The sequence below is a fragment of the Methanoculleus sp. DTU007 genome, from assembly GCF_001512385.1.
GTDB classification, from domain to species: Archaea; Halobacteriota; Methanomicrobia; order Methanomicrobiales; family Methanoculleaceae; genus Methanoculleus; species Methanoculleus thermophilus.
Genome location: NZ_LFRO01000060.1, coordinates 13,512 through 31,585, shown reverse-complemented (window position 1 = coordinate 31,585; position 18,074 = coordinate 13,512). Strand labels below are relative to the sequence as shown.

The 18,074-nt window shown below is 60.0% G+C and carries 19 protein-coding genes; 8 read left to right on the top strand and 11 right to left on the bottom strand.

Annotation, left to right across the window (positions count from 1 at the left end):
• The first annotated feature begins 83 nt into the window (after window positions 1–83).
• The 4 genes from ACI94_RS06725 (at window position 84) to ACI94_RS06710 (ending at window position 3,183) form a co-directional block, all read left to right on the top strand.
• Complete coding sequence (locus tag ACI94_RS06725) at window positions 84–845, top strand: hypothetical protein (RefSeq protein ID WP_273259254.1); 762 nt, start codon at window positions 84–86, stop codon at window positions 843–845.
• A gap of 33 nt (window positions 846–878) precedes the next feature.
• Window positions 879–1,550, top strand: coding sequence for an outer-membrane lipoprotein carrier protein LolA (locus tag ACI94_RS06720; protein ID WP_273259255.1), 672 nt, complete (start codon window positions 879–881; stop codon window positions 1,548–1,550).
• A gap of 257 nt (window positions 1,551–1,807) precedes the next feature.
• Window positions 1,808–2,170 (top strand): hypothetical protein, encoded by a 363-nt coding sequence (locus ACI94_RS06715; RefSeq protein ID WP_273259256.1) that lies wholly within the window; start codon window positions 1,808–1,810, stop codon window positions 2,168–2,170.
• 65 nt (window positions 2,171–2,235) lie between these two features.
• Window positions 2,236–3,183, top strand: a complete 948-nt coding sequence (locus tag ACI94_RS06710) for a cytochrome c biogenesis protein CcdA (RefSeq protein WP_286681243.1) — start codon at window positions 2,236–2,238, stop codon at window positions 3,181–3,183.
• A 142-nt stretch (window positions 3,184–3,325) separates the two neighbouring features.
• Here the strand turns inward: ACI94_RS06710 and ACI94_RS06705 are convergent, their stop codons facing one another.
• Window positions 3,326–3,580 (bottom strand): U32 family peptidase, encoded by a 255-nt coding sequence (locus ACI94_RS06705; protein ID WP_286681244.1) that lies wholly within the window; start codon window positions 3,578–3,580, stop codon window positions 3,326–3,328.
• Window positions 3,517–5,856, bottom strand: a complete 2,340-nt coding sequence (locus tag ACI94_RS06700) for a U32 family peptidase (RefSeq protein WP_286681242.1) — start codon at window positions 5,854–5,856, stop codon at window positions 3,517–3,519. The genes ACI94_RS06705 and ACI94_RS06700 overlap by 64 nt, the downstream gene beginning before the upstream one ends.
• A gap of 71 nt (window positions 5,857–5,927) precedes the next feature.
• Between ACI94_RS06700 and ACI94_RS06695 the strand changes: the two genes are divergently transcribed.
• Together ACI94_RS06695 and ACI94_RS06690 are read left to right on the top strand one after the other, a co-directional pair.
• Window positions 5,928–6,773 (top strand): pyrroline-5-carboxylate reductase, encoded by an 846-nt coding sequence (locus ACI94_RS06695; RefSeq protein WP_353743249.1) that lies wholly within the window; start codon window positions 5,928–5,930, stop codon window positions 6,771–6,773.
• 28 nt (window positions 6,774–6,801) lie between these two features.
• A complete protein-coding gene (locus ACI94_RS06690; RefSeq protein ID WP_066958544.1) occupies window positions 6,802–7,431 on the top strand; it encodes a type I 3-dehydroquinate dehydratase in 630 nt (209 codons plus the stop codon).
• Window positions 7,432–7,518: 87 nt separating this feature from the next.
• Here the strand turns inward: ACI94_RS06690 and ACI94_RS06685 are convergent, their stop codons facing one another.
• From ACI94_RS06685 to ACI94_RS06645, 9 genes are all read right to left on the bottom strand, one after another.
• Window positions 7,519–8,520: a chorismate synthase gene (locus tag ACI94_RS06685; RefSeq protein WP_066958545.1), complete on the bottom strand. Its 1,002-nt coding sequence runs from the start codon at window positions 8,518–8,520 to the stop codon at window positions 7,519–7,521.
• Complete coding sequence (gene aroE, locus ACI94_RS06680; RefSeq protein ID WP_066958547.1) at window positions 8,517–9,881, bottom strand: shikimate dehydrogenase; 1,365 nt, start codon at window positions 9,879–9,881, stop codon at window positions 8,517–8,519. The genes ACI94_RS06685 and aroE overlap by 4 nt, the downstream gene beginning before the upstream one ends.
• On the bottom strand, window positions 9,878–11,146 hold the full coding sequence (gene aroA / locus ACI94_RS06675) for a 3-phosphoshikimate 1-carboxyvinyltransferase (RefSeq protein ID WP_066958549.1): 1,269 nt from the start codon (window positions 11,144–11,146) through the stop codon (window positions 9,878–9,880). The genes aroE and aroA overlap by 4 nt, the downstream gene beginning before the upstream one ends.
• Complete coding sequence (locus tag ACI94_RS06670) at window positions 11,143–11,937, bottom strand: prephenate dehydratase domain-containing protein (RefSeq protein WP_066958551.1); 795 nt, start codon at window positions 11,935–11,937, stop codon at window positions 11,143–11,145. Before ACI94_RS06670 ends, aroA begins: the two co-directional genes overlap by 4 nt.
• Window positions 11,934–12,758, bottom strand: coding sequence for a prephenate dehydrogenase/arogenate dehydrogenase family protein (locus ACI94_RS06665; protein WP_066958553.1), 825 nt, complete (start codon window positions 12,756–12,758; stop codon window positions 11,934–11,936). Before ACI94_RS06665 ends, ACI94_RS06670 begins: the two co-directional genes overlap by 4 nt.
• Window positions 12,759–12,763: 5 nt before the next feature.
• Window positions 12,764–13,750 (bottom strand): 3-dehydroquinate synthase II, encoded by a 987-nt coding sequence (locus tag ACI94_RS06660; protein ID WP_273258620.1) that lies wholly within the window; start codon window positions 13,748–13,750, stop codon window positions 12,764–12,766.
• Entirely contained in the window at window positions 13,747–14,532 is a 786-nt protein-coding gene (locus tag ACI94_RS06655; RefSeq protein ID WP_273258619.1) for a 2-amino-3,7-dideoxy-D-threo-hept-6-ulosonate synthase, read from the bottom strand. The genes ACI94_RS06660 and ACI94_RS06655 overlap by 4 nt, the downstream gene beginning before the upstream one ends.
• Before the next feature lie 5 nt (window positions 14,533–14,537).
• Window positions 14,538–15,329, bottom strand: coding sequence for a 2-amino-3,7-dideoxy-D-threo-hept-6-ulosonate synthase (locus ACI94_RS06650; RefSeq protein WP_066958557.1), 792 nt, complete (start codon window positions 15,327–15,329; stop codon window positions 14,538–14,540).
• Between the two features lie 309 nt (window positions 15,330–15,638).
• Entirely contained in the window at window positions 15,639–16,130 is a 492-nt protein-coding gene (locus ACI94_RS06645) for a multiprotein bridging factor aMBF1 (protein WP_066958560.1), read from the bottom strand.
• A gap of 57 nt (window positions 16,131–16,187) precedes the next feature.
• On the opposite strand from ACI94_RS06645, the gene ACI94_RS06640 reads away from it, so the two are divergent.
• Window positions 16,188–17,426 (top strand): proteasome-activating nucleotidase, encoded by a 1,239-nt coding sequence (locus ACI94_RS06640; RefSeq protein WP_066958561.1) that lies wholly within the window; start codon window positions 16,188–16,190, stop codon window positions 17,424–17,426.
• 231 nt (window positions 17,427–17,657) lie between these two features.
• Complete coding sequence (locus ACI94_RS06635) at window positions 17,658–18,017, top strand: hypothetical protein (protein ID WP_273258614.1); 360 nt, start codon at window positions 17,658–17,660, stop codon at window positions 18,015–18,017.
• The last annotated feature ends 57 nt before the right edge of the window (window positions 18,018–18,074 follow it).

Here is an 18,074-nt window from a genome sequence, read left to right as displayed (position 1 = left end):
AGAAGGCAGAAGAGTAGTCTGCATTCAATGTACTTAAAGATGCGCCTCTTTTGCCTCCGGGGATGTTATAGGAGGAAAAGTAAATGAACGGAAACATTGGAATGCGGGCGCTCTCCACGCTCTTCGCCGTGCTGCTGGTGAGTGTCGCGATGGTGCCGGCGATGGCGTGCGAACCGGGAACACCTTGCGGCGATGCCGAACTGGACCTGCAAAAAACCAATCTGTCGGGTCTGGAGAAGTACGAAGTTGTTGCTTCTGCTTTGAACCTGAATGAGGTGCAAAAACTCTCAGAGATCCCACGTTCCGAAGATCTGAGTATGATCGTCGACAACGCGAAAGCATTCTCCTTCGAGAAGGAACTTGAAGACGGATCAATCAAGCATGCAACGGCTGTAGTACTGCCCATCGAATCTGTTATTGAAAAAGACGGTTTGGTCCAGACATCAAACATCGTTGCGGTCTGGGACGATGACAATGCCCGGGTACTCAAGTACACGTGTATTTTCCAGGAAAAGTCTCTGTACACACTCGAGTTCAGCATAATTGACGCCAATGGAAATATGGTCACGGAAACCATTATCGACGAGGGCTCATTCATCCAGAAAACGTCGGAACATCTCTTTGTAACAGATGAGGACCCGGATTACTGGCAAAGAGTTGTTTACTGTATCACCCTGAATTGTGCCTGTGCGCTTGCTGGAATCCCCTGTCCTGGAGTGTCGGTCTGTGAAATTTGTATAGTGTTGTTACAACCATGTGTTGCTCTTATGACTCCATATACCTGCGCCCCTGCCGTAGCTTGCTTAGGAGTGGAAATAGCCGCATGTATGTACGACAGCCTGTAAATCAGGTAAACACCTCTTTTTGTGGAGTGTGCTATGACAACACAACAGCGCTATCAATTTGTAGTGGTTATCGTATTACTCGGACTCGTTTGTTCCGGTTGTTTGGAAACAGACGTAGATGTGGATACGCTTCTGCAAAAAGCCGCAGAAAAGCAGGCAAATGTAGAGAGCCTGGCATACATCGAGAAGCTTACTTTATATATAGGAAATGAAACGGAGACTATCGAGTATGATGTACTTTTAAAGAAACCGGACAAATTTCGAAGAATCGAAAAGAGCGGCTCATTTATACGCTCAGAGGTTACTTCTAATGGAGATATAGTCTGGATCTATGATCCTGAGAAAAATATAGTGTTCATTAGAAATCTGACATCATCAGAGAAACTACCAGAACCTGCGATCTATGTGCTGTTGAATGATAATATCTCTGAAAAATACATGGTAATAGGTCAAGAAATGGAGTCGCACTACTCAACCTCTGCTTATAAGATAGAACTGGCTTCTCGCGAGTCGGATAACGAAGATACGAGAGAATATCTGCTGTGGATCGACCCCGATGGTCTTATCCCGTTGAAACTGGAGAGTTGGGACAAGGGCAATCCAGTGCTAACCCTGGAATATCGAGATTATTCGATAAATTACACAGCAGATGATAGTGATTTCACCTTTACGATTCCTGATGATGCGTCGGTGATGTATATATGAAACTCGACCCTATCGTCAAGGAGGCACTCTGGCGCTCAGTTGTAGTCTTTTTCGTGTCGATTATCATCGTCGCTATCATCATCGCGACAGCTCCCCTCCCAATACCTGCGTTCTTGTTGTTTCCCTTGGCATTGACGATCACTGCAGTATATTTCTCTATTATGGTGTGGTATGGACGAAAGGCAGCCGGACGATCAAAACCCCATACCTATCCTCCATCGTTCCCTCCGGTTAGCGGATACAGGGAAGGAGGAAAGATGCAAAGGCGAGTCGTTGTCGAGAAGGTGACCGACGCCATCCTTGCCGTCGTGATCTTCCTGATCTATATCTACGCGTCCCTTGCGTATTCCATCAACCAGGTCTTCTGGCTTCTCATCATCGTCCTCCTCGGCCTGCTACTGACGCGCATCGTCTTCATCGATGGTGGGGAGCGCCGCATCACCTTCGCGCGATCGGTTGTCTTCTACCTCATAGTAGCCATGATCGTTCTTCTGCGCTATCTGGCACTGGGGTATCCCGTTGTCCCCCTTCTCCGGGGAATTGTGCTTGTTGGTATCGTTGCTTTTCCCATCCTCTATATCTGGGAACGGCGATCGGTTCCGAGGGGAACGGACCGATGATCGATGGATGGCCTGTGGAGTGATCGATGTGCTCTACACACACCTCTGCGAAGGGCGGAGGACTCATGGTTGTAAAAACAGTGCAGGCACTTGCCGTTCTGCTCATCGCGTGCACGTTGTGCATTCCTGCAGCCGCGGCTTCAACAGTCTCCCTCGAATACTACCACATGGACCGGTGCTCGGACTGCAGGTTCATCGATCCGCTGATCGCGGACCTGGAAGGCGCCTACGACGGCGCCCTCACAATCGAATGGATCGACGTCGAGACCGTGGAAGGATGGGAGCGATGGAACGCATACGCATTTCTCGAAGTCCCGGCCGTGGTTGTGGACGGCACCGTCAAAATCCCCAAGGAAGAGATAACTGAGGAGAGCCTCAGGGCGGCGATCGAGCAGTCCCTTGCCGGCGAGCAGCCGCAGGAGAACTCGCCGCCGATAAACTGGGACATCCCGTTTGCATACTCTCTGGGCCTCCTCTCCGGGTTTTCGCCCTGCCTGATGGCGATACTCGGATTCATACTGGTGTACGTCACCGGGTCGGGCAAAGAATTGAAAAGCAGTCTCCTGAATTCGTTGATATTCGGCCTGGGGCTGGTCGCCGCGTATATCGTCATGGGATGCTGCTTCCTGCTGGCGGGGATGTCGCTCGGCGGTTTCGGCCCGTATCTCGCCGTCGCGGCGGGACTGATCACGATACTCGCCGGGGTGAACCTGCTCGGGTTGATACGGCTCCCGGTCTCCACCGACGACTATGTCCGGTCATCGTTACGGAAGCACGCGACCACCCTTGCCGGGTTGTTCGTGCTGGGCATGATGTTCTCGATCGTCAAGGTCCCGTGCGCCGCACCGATGCTTCTCATCCTGCTCAGCAGAATCCTGATCGACGGCACCGTGCAGGACTTGTCGCTCCTATTGATCTTCGGGGCCGGGGTGCTCACGCCGTTCCTCGGCGTCGGGGTCCTCGGGGGATACGCCTCGTCAAGCAGGATACGAGAATACAGGGATATAATTTGAGCGGGAAGCGGGATTTTTTTGATAGGATTCGGGATCTGGATGCTCTTCTGGGGATAAATGGAGAATGCCGGAGACGGAGGTACCCGCCCGGAACGGATCGTCCGGGTAGTGGGGTCTCATGGCAACGGTGCCAAGATACCCCTTACTCCTCGATTCCCCGGACGAAATGCCCGCCGGTGATGCCCCCGAGCGCCCGCCGTCTCGCCTCCTCCTTGAGCGCGGAGAGCGTGCCGGGGGCTCCCCGGCCGACGGCGTCGAGCCCCGCCCGGTAAAGCCCGGCCACCTCCTCGGCGTAGCGCGGACCACGGCCCCGTGCATCGATGGCAACGGCAGCTATGCCCATCCCGGCGATCCGGGGCAGGTGGTCGATGAGGCAGGTCTCGACCGCGTTTGCGATGTAGGTCCGCCCTTCGCTATCGGACCGGATCGGGAAGATGCGGTTTCGCTGGTCCTCGATGCCCATGAAACGGTTGCCGGGCTGCTCCCGGCGACCGCCACCACCAGATGGTCCTCGGTTACCATAGCCTCGAGGTTGCCCTGGACAATCACCTCAAGTTCTGGAGCATCCCCGATTCGTCCCGCAAGCCGGGCCAGATCGGCGGCCGAGAGCTCAGGGGACGCCGTACACCGCTGAAAGTACGATGTGAGTCTCTGGGCGGTGAGGTGGTTCCAGATGTTTAACCCGGCGGCACCATAGAGCCGCATGCGGGGCTCGGCCCGCTGCACCGCATCGAGAGCGCCCATCCCGCTCACCATGACGCCATGGATGCCTGCCTCATAGAGCGACGGGAGGAGGCTGGACGCTGCATCAAGGAACCTGCGCCGGGTGATTGCCGGCCATTTCCAGACAAGGTCCGCACCCCCATCCCGGCAGATGGCGGCAGCCTCGTTGAGGTGGGGAAGGTCGGAGGGTTCAAGGTAGACGGTCGTCGCCCCGCCCCGGACGGCGGCGGCTGCACCCTCGAGGGTGTCGGTGTAGACCGAGACGGACGGGATCCGGTGTGCAGGATAGGGATCTCGAGGTCTCTCCAACCGAGCAACAGCCGCTTCTATCCGTTCCCGTGCGGCGCTCACCGCCTCCGGGCCGGGCCGATGTGCGGCAAGGACGGCCTCCTCGACACGAACTAAGAATGAGCGTCGGACCCGGTTCAACTCCCCAAGCGGCGCAAAGAGTCCACCCGGGTAGTCGACCTCCATCCTCCGGACCACAAACGGGGTTCCCCCGGTCTTTGAAAGTTGCTCGGCGATCGTCTCCCGGGTGAGCGGCCGGCTCCGAGCCGGCTCCATCCGGAGGTCCGACCGGTAACGCACCCGGAACGGTTCACTGCCGTGCACAAAGACCATTGCCTCCAGACAGAGCGTCCCGTCATCAAAGGATACCGTAAGATCCAACGGTAACTGCCGTAGAGGCCTCTCCATGATCCGCTTCGCCCGCTCCTCAAGATCCGCACTCTTCGTTATGAAGACACGGGTGCCCTGCCCGACGGGTTTGGGAACGTTGAGGCGCACAGTGCCGTCTCGAACGGCGGGGGTGCCGCGAAGAACCGTTCCCATGTCGCGGTCGGGGTCGTTCGTGCAGAACGCCAACCCGTCGCCGGAACGAGGCATGAGATCGCCGGCGAGGCGCACGGCCGCTTCCCGCCGCCGGGGGTCGTAGCCGGTGACCGTGCCGAGCAGAATGCCCCGGTTCCCGGGACGGTCGCGGGCCATAATCTCGGATGCGCCGAGGATGTAGCCCTCTGTGAACTCCCGGTTGAACGCGAGAGCAAGGTCCCGGATATCGTCCGGCGAGGGCGACCAAGCCACACCGCTCGCTATCGCGTCGAGGGCACGCCGGTAGATGCTCACCACCGTTGCGACATACTCCGCCGAGCGCATCCTCCCCTCGATCTTGAGCGACGCCACCGGTGCACGCACGATCCGGTCGAGGTAAGGGTAGATCGCCAGATCGCGCGTCGAGAGGAGGTAGTGATCCTTTGCGGGTACTCTCCGGAGATCTTTTGGCCGCCCGAGATCGTCCATCTCGGAGGTCACAAGCCGGTAGGGCTTCCGGCACGGCTGGGCGCACATCCCCCGGTTTCCGCTCCGACCCCCGATGACCGAGGAGAGGAGGCACTGGCCCGAGTAGCAGTAGCAGAGCGCCCCGTGGGCAAAGACCTCGAGACCGACCCCCCGTGCATCCGCAACTCTCGCGATCTCCTCGATCTCCGCGAGGGTGAGTTCTCTCGCGAGCACCACGCGGGAGAACCCTTCCCTTGCTGCCCGGGCGACGCCTTCGCGGTTGTGGACTGTCATCTGGGTGGATGCATGGAGGGGGAGGTCCGGGACGACCTCCCGGGCAAGCGACGCCACCCCGATATCCTGTACCAGGACAGCGTCTGCACCGATCTCGTAGAGCCAGAGGAGATAGCGGGCCACATCGGGGAGTTCGGCATCCCTCACGAGGATGTTTACCGTGACGTAGACCCTGACTCCATGGAGGTGTGCATAATCGATAGCGGAACGGAGTTCCTCGTCGGAGAAGTTCGCCGCGTAATGCCGGGCCCCAAAGCGCTTTCCGGCAAGGTAGACAGCATCGGCGCCGGCGGCGACTGCTGCAGTCAGGGCCTCCGGCGACCCTGCCGGTGCAAGCAGTTCCGGCAACCAGGATCTTTGAGGGTGTTTCTGCGGCATCTCTTGAGTACCGTTCGCTCCGTGGGTCTATATAATCCACCCCGCAGGTATCCTTTTGGGGCGGGAGAGCGATGTGGAGAGAGGGTCAGGATATGGATCGCGTAGGACTAATCGGCTATGGGCACATGGGGAGCATGCTGGTGAACGGATTTCTCACATCCGGGATCCTTTCGACCGATGAGCTCGTGGTTGCGACAAAGAGCCTGGAGAGCCGAAACGCATGCGCCGCCGCATGGCCGGGAGTCGGTATCGCCAGAACGAACGCGGAACTCGCACGGCAGTGCCGCACAATCATCATCGCAGTCAGGCCGCAGGAGATGGCGACCGTCCTTAATGAGATTCTCCCGGTGATGGATGGGGACGAGCATATCGTCTCACTCGCCGCAGGCATCTCCCTCAAAGATCTTGAGAGCGTCTTTCCCGGATCGCTCACCAGGGCGATACCCACGATCACCTCCACGGTTGGGCAAGGGACGACGCTGGTCTGCCACGGGCGGCAGGTGGATATAAACAGCGCTCTCAGGGTTGAGGGGCTCTTCTCATCGCTTGGGAACGTAGTGCTCGTCAGTGAGGAGGAACTCCCGGCAGCCATGCTTCTTTCGAGCTGTGGGCCGGGACTGCTTGCCGTTATCATCGACGAACTTGCCGGGGCGACGGCCCGTGCAAGCGGACTCCCGAAGGACCGGGCGATCGGACTCACCATGGAGATGGTTGCCGCCACGGCTGCTTACCTTCGGGAGACCGGCAGGAGACCCGGAGAGATGATCGAGGAGGTCGCGACCGGCGGCGGCGTCACTGAGGCCGGGGTACGCAAGCTCCGCGAACGGCTACCCGGGGTCTTTGATGAGACCATCATCTCCATGCTGGAGCGCTGCAACACAGTGGGGGCGTGGTCGGGGAGGCGGACAGACTTTTAAATGATAAGGGGTTATACCTCGGATTAACATGAAGATCGTCGTCTCTGTGGAGGATGCCGGTGTTATCGACGAAGTAGTGGAGTACAGCCCTACATTCATCGAGATCAGGCTCGACCGGATGGGAGGTGACCTGCTGGAGCAGGTCCAGTCTATCCGCGAGAAGACCGACATTCCTTTAATAGCCACACTCAGGAGCAGAGAGGAAGGGGGGAGGTTCGTCGGCGATGCCGACCTCTGGGTCAGGATCGTCGGGCCGATCGCACGATACGTCGACTTCGTGGATGTAGAAGCCCGTTACCGCGACCATGCGCCGCTTATCAAGAGCCAGGGTGTCCAAATTCTCGCATCTCTTCACACGAGCGAGATGCCCTCTCTCCCGGAGCTCGGGAAGATCGAGGAGATGCTTCGGTCCTACGGCGATATACCGAAGATTGTCGTGAAACCCCGAACCCTTGACGACCTCTTTGACCTCATCACGTTCACGCATCGTGCCCAGAAACCTATCTGCACAAGCATCATGGGCTCTGAGTTCCGCTATGCCCGTGCAATCCTCCCTCTCTTTGGGTCGGAGTTCACGTTCTGCCACGCCGGGACCCCGACGGCCGAAGGGCAGTACCACATACGGGAGATGCAGCAGATTGCGGATCTGCTGAAGTGATGGAGGAGAGGGGTCTTGGCACTCGTTTGGACAGGAGAGATGCTTGAAGTGGTTCGTCGTGATGGGTTGTAAAGGGGATACTCCCCCTCACCTCACTTCCCATCCCCGGTACTTCGCCTGCTCAAGCATCGCATCGATAATAACGAGCGCCATCATGCATTCCGCGACCGGCACGATCCTCGGGGCGATACAGGGGTCGTGCCTTCCTCCGACCGAGATCTCCCGCTCCCTCCCGGTGGTATCGACGGTCCGCTGAATCTTACGTATCGATGGCGTCGGTTTGACGGCAAGCCGCACGACAATATCCTCCCCCGTGCTGATCCCGCCGAGGATACCGCCCGCGTGGTTGCTTAAAAATCCATCCGCATCGATCGGATCGTTCATCTCGCTCCCGAGGAGCCGGGCGGCGCCGAATCCCTCTCCGATCTCGACACCCTTCACGGCGCCGATTCCCATCATCGCCCCGGCGATGGCGGCGTCGAGTTTGCCAAAGACCGGGTCGCCGAGACCCGCCGGGCACCCCGAGGCAATCACCTCGACGATCCCCCCGACGGAGTCGCCTGCTTTTAGTGCCGCGCGGATCTCCGCTTCCATTGCTTCCGGTTCCGTCGCCCCATGAATCTCGATAACCCTTCCGCGTATCGAGATGCCGTAGGGTGCAAGGCAGCGGAGAGCCACCGCTCCGGCGGCGACCCGGGCAAGGGTCTCGCGGCCCGAACTCCGACCGCCGCCGCGGTGGTCGCGGAGCCCGTACTTCGCCTGCCAGGTGTAATCCGCGTGCCCCGGGCGGAAGAGATCCCGGAGCGTGTCATAGTCCTCCGATCGGACGTCCTGGTTCCTGACGAGAAGCGCGATCGGGGCGCCGGTCGTCCTTCCCTCAAAGACCCCTGAGAGGATCTCCACCCGATCGGGCTCCATCCTCGCGGACTCGAGCGGGCTCTTGCCCGGCCGTCTTCGGTCGAGGTAAGGTTGGATATCCGCCTCCGCGAGGGGGACTCCGGGCGGGCAGCCGTCGATGACCACGCCCACGGCCAATCCGTGGCTCTCACCGAACGTCGTGCACCTGAAGTTTCTCCCGAACGTATTCATGCAAGCATCTCCCGAACCACCTCCGGCGCGACCGCGATCCCGGTGATCAACCGGAACTGCTCCACCGCCTGGTGGACAAACATCTCCGTGCCGGGTATCGTCTCGCACCCGGCCTCTCTTGCCGCCCGGATGAGGGCTGTCTCCGGCGGCGTGTAGACGAGGTCAAAGATGGTCATCCCGGCCCTAAGATCGCAAGCGGCAAGCAGGCTCCGGGTGTCGGGCTCCATCCCGACAGGGGTTGCGTGTACAACCACATCGGCATCGCTCCCCTTGAACTCATCGAGGCCGCCCCACCGGCATCCAAACCGGCCTGCAAGCCTCTGTGCCGCGGCCGCCCTTCGGGCAAGCACCGTGACGTCCATATCGAGCGTTTTGAGCGCATAGACCGCCGCAGCCGCCGCACCCCCGGCCCCAAGCACCACAGCCCGGCCGCCACGCCGGTGTACAAGCGGGGCCCGGACGCCGAGCCAGTCGGTGTTATGGCCGTAGAGCCTCCCGCCGCACCGGACAACCGTGTTCACCGCCCCGATCGCCGCTGCGTGCTCGCTGACCTCGTCGAGATAGCGCATCACGTCAGACTTGAACGGGATCGTGACCGAGAGGCCTTTTAAGGGGAGGAGGTGTGCAAGGCGGACGATCGTTCCCACATCCGGCCACTCGAAGCGGGTATAGTGGTAGTTCATCCCGAAGCGCTCAAAGAGCCGATTGTAGAGGAGCGGACTTTTGCTGTGGGCACAGGGGTTCCCGCCGATGCCGCACACAGAAAGTCCCGGGTCCCGGTCGAGCATCTCACCGAGAGTGGAGAGGCCGAACCGCTCAAGGAGAGCGGCGCGCTCACGTGCGTCATCGGGGGAGATACCGGTCTCCCCTCTGATCTCCCTGCAGATGATATCCGCGACCTCCGCAGGGGTGCGTCTCCCGGTATCGATGCAGGTATCTGCCGCACCAAGGTAGGCATCCTTCCGCCGGGCAAGGAGCGTCCGTATCTCCTCTGCGGGAGAGAGATCGGTCAGCCCCGGGCGGTCGCTTCCGGCGATCCGCTCATGGCAGATCTCAGGAGCCGCGGTGAGGAGGAAGACCCTGCCGTGCCACCGGAGGTCTGCGACGTTTGCCGGGTCGCAGACCGCCCCCCCTCCGGTAGCGATCACGCCCTCTGCGGTCCGGAGCGACGCGATGACCTCCCGCTCGAGAGCCCGGAAATGCGCCTCGCCGGCCCGGCGAAAGATCTCCGGGATCGGCATCCCCGCCCGCTGTTCGATCAGCGCATCGGTGTCGTAGAACGGCAGCCCGAGACGATTTGCGAGGATCCGACCGACAGTGGTCTTCCCGGTCCCCCGAAAGCCGATAAGCACGACCTTCACAGCAGTCCCTCCCCGTAAAGTGCCTCCCAGAACCCGGGGAAGGACTTCTCGACGCACTCGGGGTCACGGATCGCCATCCCGCCGACCGCAAGACCGAGCACGGCAAACGCCATCGCCGTCCGGTGATCGTCATGCGGATCGACGAAAACACCGTGGAGGGGGCCGGGGGTTATCGTGAGGGAGTCCCCGGTGACCTCGACCCCGGCTCCCATCCGCCGGAGGGTATCCGCCGTAACAGCGACGCGGTCGCTTTCTTTGTACTGCAGGTGCCCAATCCCCGTGATCGTCGTCGGCGAACCGGCTACTGCCGCCACCGCAGCGAGCGTCTGGACGGTATCGGGGGAGGAGGACATATCGATCTCGATACCCCCCAGATCGTCCGTCCGCTCCACCGTCACCGCGTCTCTCCCAAAAGTCACCCGACACCCCATCGCCTCGAGCGCGTCGAGGAACCGGCGGTCCCCCTGGACGGAGGCGGGATTCAGGCCAGTGACGGTGACCTTTCCGCCGCAGACGGCCGCGATCGCAAAGAGGTACGATGCCGAGGAGTAATCGCCCTCGATCCGGTAGTCCCTCCCCCGGTAGGTTGCACCGCTCTCTACCCGGAACCTGTCGTATTCCCGCCGCTCGAGCCGGGCGCCGAACCCAAGCATCACGTCTGCGGTCACATCAAGGTAGGACCGGGAGGCCGGGGTTGCAGGGAGAGCAAGTTCCACGTCCTCCTCCGCGTAGGGAGCCGCCATCAGGATGGACGAGATGAACTGGCTGCTGATGCTCCCGTCGATCTGCGTCTTCCCACCGCGAAGCCTGCCTGTGATGCGGATGGGCGGGAACCCCGGTTCACCAAGAAATGCAATCTCACCCCCGAGGCTCCCGAGTGCTCCTGCAAGAGGACCGATCGGGCGCTTGAGCATTCTCGCACTCCCCGTCAGCACCACCGGATGCGGCGAGAGGAGCGCCGCCGAGGTGAGGAGCCGCAACGTCGTCCCGGAGTTCCCGCAGTCGATCGTCACCTCTCCGGTCGCCGGGAACGTGCCGTCACATCCGGCAACGATGATCTCGCCGGGCAGCCACTCGAGCGCCACCCCGAGGCTCTCAAGCCCCCAGGCGGTCAATTCCGTATCGCCCGCCCGAAGCGGGTTTACTATCCGCGTTCTTCCCGAGGCGAGCGCTCCTGCAATCAGCGCCCGGTGGGTGTAGCTCTTCGATGGGGGCGCTTCGAACGTCGCATCGACCGGTTCTGTCCGTGATACCCTGACGATCATAATCCCGGCACCTCCATGCGGGCGTAGCACCCAAGTTCCCTGACACTCGCCATGCCTTTTAACTCCTCTTTTGCCTCCTGCAAGCCTTCGGAGATCGCAAGGTCGATGAAGAATATGTAACTCCCGATCCCTCTCCGGGACGGCCGCGACTCGATCCGGGTCAGGTTGATCCCGCGCCGGGCGAAGACGCCGAGCAGATCGGCGAGGAGCCCGACCCGGTCGGTCTCCGGGTCCACAAGGAGACTGCACTTTGTGGCTCCCGCGCTGTCGAGAGGGGCGGCGGATATCTCCACGAAACGGGTAATGTTCGATCTATTGTTCTGGAGATCCCGGAGGATTATCGGGAGGTTGTAGATCGCTGCAGCCATCTCCGAGACGACCGCACCGGCACGCTCGTCTCTCTGCATGGCAACGGCGCTTGCAGCGTTGCTGCTCGTGTGGACGACCTCGATCCCGAGTTTATCGAGAAGAATGGAGCACTGCTCGTGCGTCTGCGGGTGAGCGTAGATGACCGAGAGGCGCGAGGGGTCGGTTCTTGCCGCAAGGTGATGCCTGATCGGAATATATGCTTCTCCGGTTATCGAAACGTCGAACTCCATCAGCCCCTGGAGCGTCTCTCCCACGCCCCCGGCCTCCGAGTTCTCGATCGGAACGAGCCCTTTCGCCGCGCCGGTCGCCACGTGTTTGATGATGGAGCGGATGGTCGGCAGAAGCTCGATCTCATCGGTATAGAGGCGGGCAGCAAGCTCGTGGCTGAACGTCCCGGCCGGCCCAAGTGTTGCGAGGGTCATCGGCTCACCACGTGATTGATGAGGTCGTCCGTCTCCTCCGTCGCGGCGCTGAGGTAGGAGGCGTAATGCCCGGCGTTCGCGGTAAAGAACGTCTGGAACCGTTCGGCATCTCTGGACTCGACGATCTCGCGGAGTCTCCGGACAGCCTCTTCGAACTCGCCAAGCACCTTCGGGACCTCCGGGTTCATCTGCAGGATGTCACCGTAGAGCCCGGCGTCCTGGGCAAGGATCCGCCCGACAAGCCCCATCTCTATCCGGTAGATAGGGCTCGTGTAGGTAAGGGTCTCTGCGACATCGGTGCCGATCCGGCGGATCGCCTCGGCTTTTGCGAGCGTTCCAAAGTGGGTCAACCCCTGGATCACCGCCATCATCCGGTCGTGCTCCTCCGGTGTCGAGATGGTGATCGCCGCTCCCTGGTCGCGAAAGATAGAGAGGAGCCTTTCAAGAGTCTCTGGGCTGCAACGGGCCGGTGTAACGACGATCGTCTGCCCCCGAAGCGATGCGGCGCCCGGTCCGAACATCGGGTGGAGCCCGATCACCTCCGCACGCGAGGCAAGCATCGCCCGGACCGGTTCGACCTTGAGGGAGGTGAGGTCGCAGAAGACCTGCTCTTCCGAGAGGAGCGGAGCAACCTCGCGGATCACCCCGACGGTGGCGCGAATCGGGACCGAGACCATCACAAGGTCTGCGGTCTCTGCGAGATCGCGGTTGGTCCGGGGGGTCTTTCTCCCGGAGACGATCACCTCCCATCCGGCGGCCTCAAAGACCCCGGCGAAGAACCGTCCCATCTGGCCCGTGCCGCCGATGATGCCTGCAAGCATTTGGGTCATTTCTCCCGTATCGTCTCATTGACGGCGACCCCGAAGTGCCGCCCGCCTTTTGCGACGCTCCCGAGCACCCGATCGCCCACTTCGAGGGCGGCGACCGATACGGCCGAACCGTCGGGTCTGACGAGCCGGATCGTCTCGGCGTTCTGGAGGACCAGGCTTGCCGTACTCTCGCCGGCCCTCGCCTCGACAAGGAGGAGCGGACGGCGCTCGATCTTTATCCTGCCGACGACCGCGTCATGGGTTGCGCCGGTGTGCTCGGCGATGAGCACCTTATCGCCGACCGCAAGATCGGCAAGATACGCGGTCTTCCCGTCCGGGAGGAGGGCGTAGGCATGCACCGCTCCGGCATTCACGCGGAACGGGCGCGGCGCCACGTAGGGATTCTCCAGGGTCTCGGGGTGGACCAGCAGGAACGCCGAGGAGGTGTTGCCGACGAGCATTCCCTCCCCGTCGGCGAGGAGGGAGCAGGTGTCGACGCAGACCCGGTCCCCCATCCCGACGGGGACGATCCGGGTCACCTCGAACGGAACGAGAGGGATCTCTTCGCCGGCGCCGGCGATCACGCCCGCCGTCCTCCTGATCTCTGCCGGGTCGTCGGTTGCAAGAAGAACGCCTGCCGTCCCGCGCTCGAGGACGGTCAGGGCGACCTTCGCCTCGTCGGCGCTTCCGACCGCGGCGATGATCCGGTCGGACTGCGCGACGAGGTTCTCAAGCGGGATAACCGTCCAGTCCCGTGTCCGGACGACGACGTATCCCTGCCTTGAGAGTCTGAGCGCCTCCTCTTCGGCCGCTTTATCGACGATCTCGACCTCAAAGACGTCCTTTCCCGGTATCAGGTCGCCCTTCTCTGCGACCGTCGTCACCCGCCCGAGTTCCCGCACGCATTGCGCGTCCTCGACGACCAGGGTATCGGCACCGCTCTCGATCGCGGTCGTTGCGAGATCTTTCCTCCACGGCCTGATATCGACCCAGAACTGCTTCATCGATTCGTCTCCAGTGCTTCGGTCGGATCCGCCCCCTCGTGCACGACCCGGGAGATCGCAGCGATGAACCGGGCAGGATCGTCACGCTGGAAGGCGTTCCTCCCCATGCAGACACCCGCAGCACCCGCATCGATGGCTTCACGAATGGTTCTGAGCGTCTCCATATCCTCACCTTTCTCGCCGCCGGCGATCAGAACCGGCACCGAGCAGGCGGCTGTGATCCGGCGGAACGACTCCGGATCCCCGGTGTAACTCGTCTTGATGAGATCGGCCCCGAGTTCTTCCGCCACCCGGACACAGTGCCCGATCGACTGCGGCGAGGTGGGATCGATACCTTTGCCGCGGGGGTAGATCATGACCAGGAGCGGCATCCCCCAGCGGTTGCAGTCCCGCACCACCTGGCCCGCCGATTCGAGCATCCTCGATTCATTCGGCGCGCCGAGGTTGATGTGGATCGAGACCGCATCGGCGCCGAGCGCGATTGCCTCCTCCACGGTGCAGACGAGCACCTTGTCGTTCGGGTCCGGGTTCATTGAGGTACTCGCGGAGAGGTGCACAATAAGCCCGATATCCTTTCCGCGCTTCCGGTGACCTCCTTTCACCATACCCTTGTGGAGGACGATGGCGTTTGCCCCGCCCTCGCTCACCGCGTTGATGGTCTTGGTCATGTTGCAGAGCCCTTCAATCTGGCCCATCGTGAACCCATGATCCATCGGGATGATCACGGCACGGCCGGTATTTCTGTCCATTATCCGCTCCAGGCGGATCTCTTTTCCTATCATACCCATCACGTCCGAAGAATCTCAAATGCCTCTTCTGCCGACCGCCCTTCATGAATGATCAGCGCCGCGGCACGAATAAGGCGATCGGGTGCGGGATGCTGGAAAGCATTCCTCCCGATCGATATGCCTGCAGCGCCTCCCTCCATCGCGCCCTCCACCAGGTCGAGGATCGCCCGCTCATCGGTCTTTGAGCCGCCCGCGACCACGACCGGTACCGGGCATCCTTCCGTCACCTCGCGGAACGAGTCCGGATCCCCGGTGTAGACGGTCTTGACGATATCGGCGCCGAGTTCCGCCGCCACCCGTGCAGAGAGTTTGACGCTCTCAAGGTCGTGTTCGTCCGCGATCTTCCGGCCCCGCGGGTACATCATCGCAAGAAGCGGCATCCCCCACTCCATACATTCGACCGCGACTCTGCCGAGATCTTCAAGCATCCTTGCCTCAGAGTCGGCGCCGACGTTGATATGCACAGAGACGCCGTCAGCACCCATCTTTAAGGCGTTCGTGACGGTGTTCACAAGCACTTTGTTGTTCGGATCGGGGCCGATGCTGGTGCTTGCCGAAAGATGCATGATCAGCCCCACATCCCGTCCATGCCTTCGGTGCCCGTGCAGCGCAAGCCCCACATGGCCGATCACTGCATTTGCTCCGCCCTCGGCGACGAGATCGATGGTCTTTCCGACGTCGACCAGCCCAGGAATGGGACCGAGCGTCACGCCGTGGTCGAGCGGCACGATGATGGTCTTGCCGGTATTCCGATCCATAATACGTTCCAGACGAATTTCCTTTCCTCTCATACCGTAGTCCTCCCGGATTTGATACGATGGTCTTTCCGGGAATGATTAAAACTGGATATACCAGTTAAAATAGCGATAAAACGCTGCCGCTCCGTTGTTTAAGGTAGCAGCGGTCAAAAGCGGGTCTGTCAGTCCTGCGCAAGTAGTGGCCACTCCGTTAACCGAGGTAAAAACGGTCACCGGCGAAAAAACATCCACCACGCATTAGATATATCGTTACGCATTCATGTATAAAAAAATGACGGATTACAACACGAGAAATGAGGTCGGGCAAGAGAAGGGGCCTCAGGAAAAAGTATTATGATTGGCTTATTTCCGGTTCTTTTTAAACGATATTACATCGCCGACGGTCATAGTCACCTGGCCTGCCCTGCCTGCGGAGGTGCTGTCTTCGGTTGAATCGATCAGCCTGATATTGAGGGCTTTCTCAAGTTTCCGTCGGACTTCGTCTTCAGGGATAAGGTCTCCCTTCTCGATCTTCTTGATCAGGATCTCACGTTCCTTGATCGCCTGTGCAAGGTCGAGCGTCGACCATTCCTTCGCTTCCCGGGCGATCCGGATCCGGTCGGCATAATCTTCGACGAGATCCCCCTCCATCAGATCAAAGACATCCCGTGGTCTTTTCCGGGTCTGTGGGACAGCAAGACCGGGTTTCTTCTGTGGGGCGGCACTCGTTCGTCGCGGTTGCTGGACTTCTGTACCATATTTTGAGCATCGAACGCAGACGCAGAGTTCTGCACCTTCGATCTGGATGATCTTCGGCGGTCCCTGAATAGAAACGCCGCATAGTTCACACTGCATATATCTCGCAAACAACTTTATATTCATTTTACCCTATATAATTAATCGAGGAGACCTATGGGAGATATCGCTCGGCAAGCACCAGATAAGGATACCGGTGAAGACATCTACCAGTATCTCCTAGAGCGGATTACGACCCTCGAAAACCGAAACCTGGAGCTACGCGAACAATTTCGCCAGATGGAGTCCGAGAAACGATACGTTGAAACCCAGAAGATCCGCTACGAGCGGGAACTCCGAAAACTCAAGAGTGAGATTGAACAACTCAGAAGCCCTCCTCTCGTGATCGGGACGGTTACGGACGTGATCGACAACAGCCGGGTGATTGTGCGAAGCAGTGCAGGACCACGGTTTTTAGTCCGGACATCGCAACTTATCGACCCTGATCTCCTCAAGCCTGGGGTCCGGTGCACACTCAATCAACAGTCCCTGGCAATCGTGGATGTGCTGCCCACAAGTTACGACGCGCAGATCTACGGTATGGAACTGGTTGAGTCCCCGAAAGAGACCTACGAGAACATCGGTGGTCTTGGACCGCAGATCGAAGAGATCAGGGAAGCGGTCGAACTCCCCCTGACAAAGCCGCACCTCTTTGAGAAGGTCGGCATCGCCCCACCGAAGGGCGTGCTCCTCTACGGCCCGCCCGGAACGGGGAAGACGCTCCTCGCCCGGGCGGTTGCGCACCAGACGAACGCGCACTTCCTCCGTGTGGTCGGCTCTGAACTTGTCCAGAAGTACATCGGCGAGGGGGCTCGCCTGGTCAGAGAACTCTTTGACCTTGCGAAGCAGAAGGCACCGTCGATCATCTTCATCGACGAGATCGATGCGATCGGCGCGCACCGAAACGACTCGACGACATCCGGTGACCGCGAGGTGCAGCGGACGCTGATGCAGCTCCTCGCCGAGATGGACGGCTTCGACAACCGTGGAGACGTCAAGATCATCGCTGCAACGAACCGGATCGATATCCTCGACCGCGCTCTCCTCCGGCCCGGCCGGTTCGACCGGATGATTGAGATCCCCCTGCCCGACCTCGAAGGACGGCTCGCCATCTTAAAGATCCACACCATGAACATGAGTCTTGGTGAGGACGTTAACCTGGCAGAGGTGGCCAGGCTCACAGAAGGCAAGAACGGTGCAGAACTTCGGGCGATATGCATGGAGGCGGGAATGTTTGCGATCCGGATGGAGCACGAGACGGTCAGCCACGAAGACTTCATAAAGGCAATCGAAAAACTCTCGACGGACTTCGACCGCCACCACTTCCACACCTCCTTCGGCGAGATGTTCGCCTGAGGGTGTCATCTTTTTTTCATCATGTCTTTGTACTTATCACGATCCCACCTTTCGGGGCAGATATGGAGTAAAAGCTGCGGCCATCACACAACCGTGATGACGGCAGCTCCGCTCGCCATTGAGACGGTATCGTAACCGTCGTCGCGGTAGACCGTTGCACAGCGACCGCGGGAGATTTATACTCCCAGTGGCGAGATCAGGTATCGTGAGTGTTCCGCTGATGTTAACCCCATGAAAATTTCAAAAAAACATATCATATATATCCTCGCACTGATTCTCGCCATTTCAGCGGCGGTCTTACTGATACCGTTATATTATAACGCATATTTCAACCGCTGGGACGATTGCGGCATAACCCCGGCATCTACATCCGATCTTCAGAACGAGGAGAGGGCAAGAATAGCGGCGAAGTTATGGGAGCAGAACATCTCTGTCGGAGAATACCTGGAACAGGTCTTTCCCGAAATCTTTGACAGTTTGCCGGAGGAATCGAAGGAGCAATATTACATCAAACCAATGAACTGGCCGGATCTTAGAGAGGGCGACAACCGGGGTTGGTATCCCTCTCTGCCGCAACCTCTCATCCCGTGATATGAGGCGGATTGCAGTTACGCCGGGGCTTTCAGGATACTGACCCACATCATACCC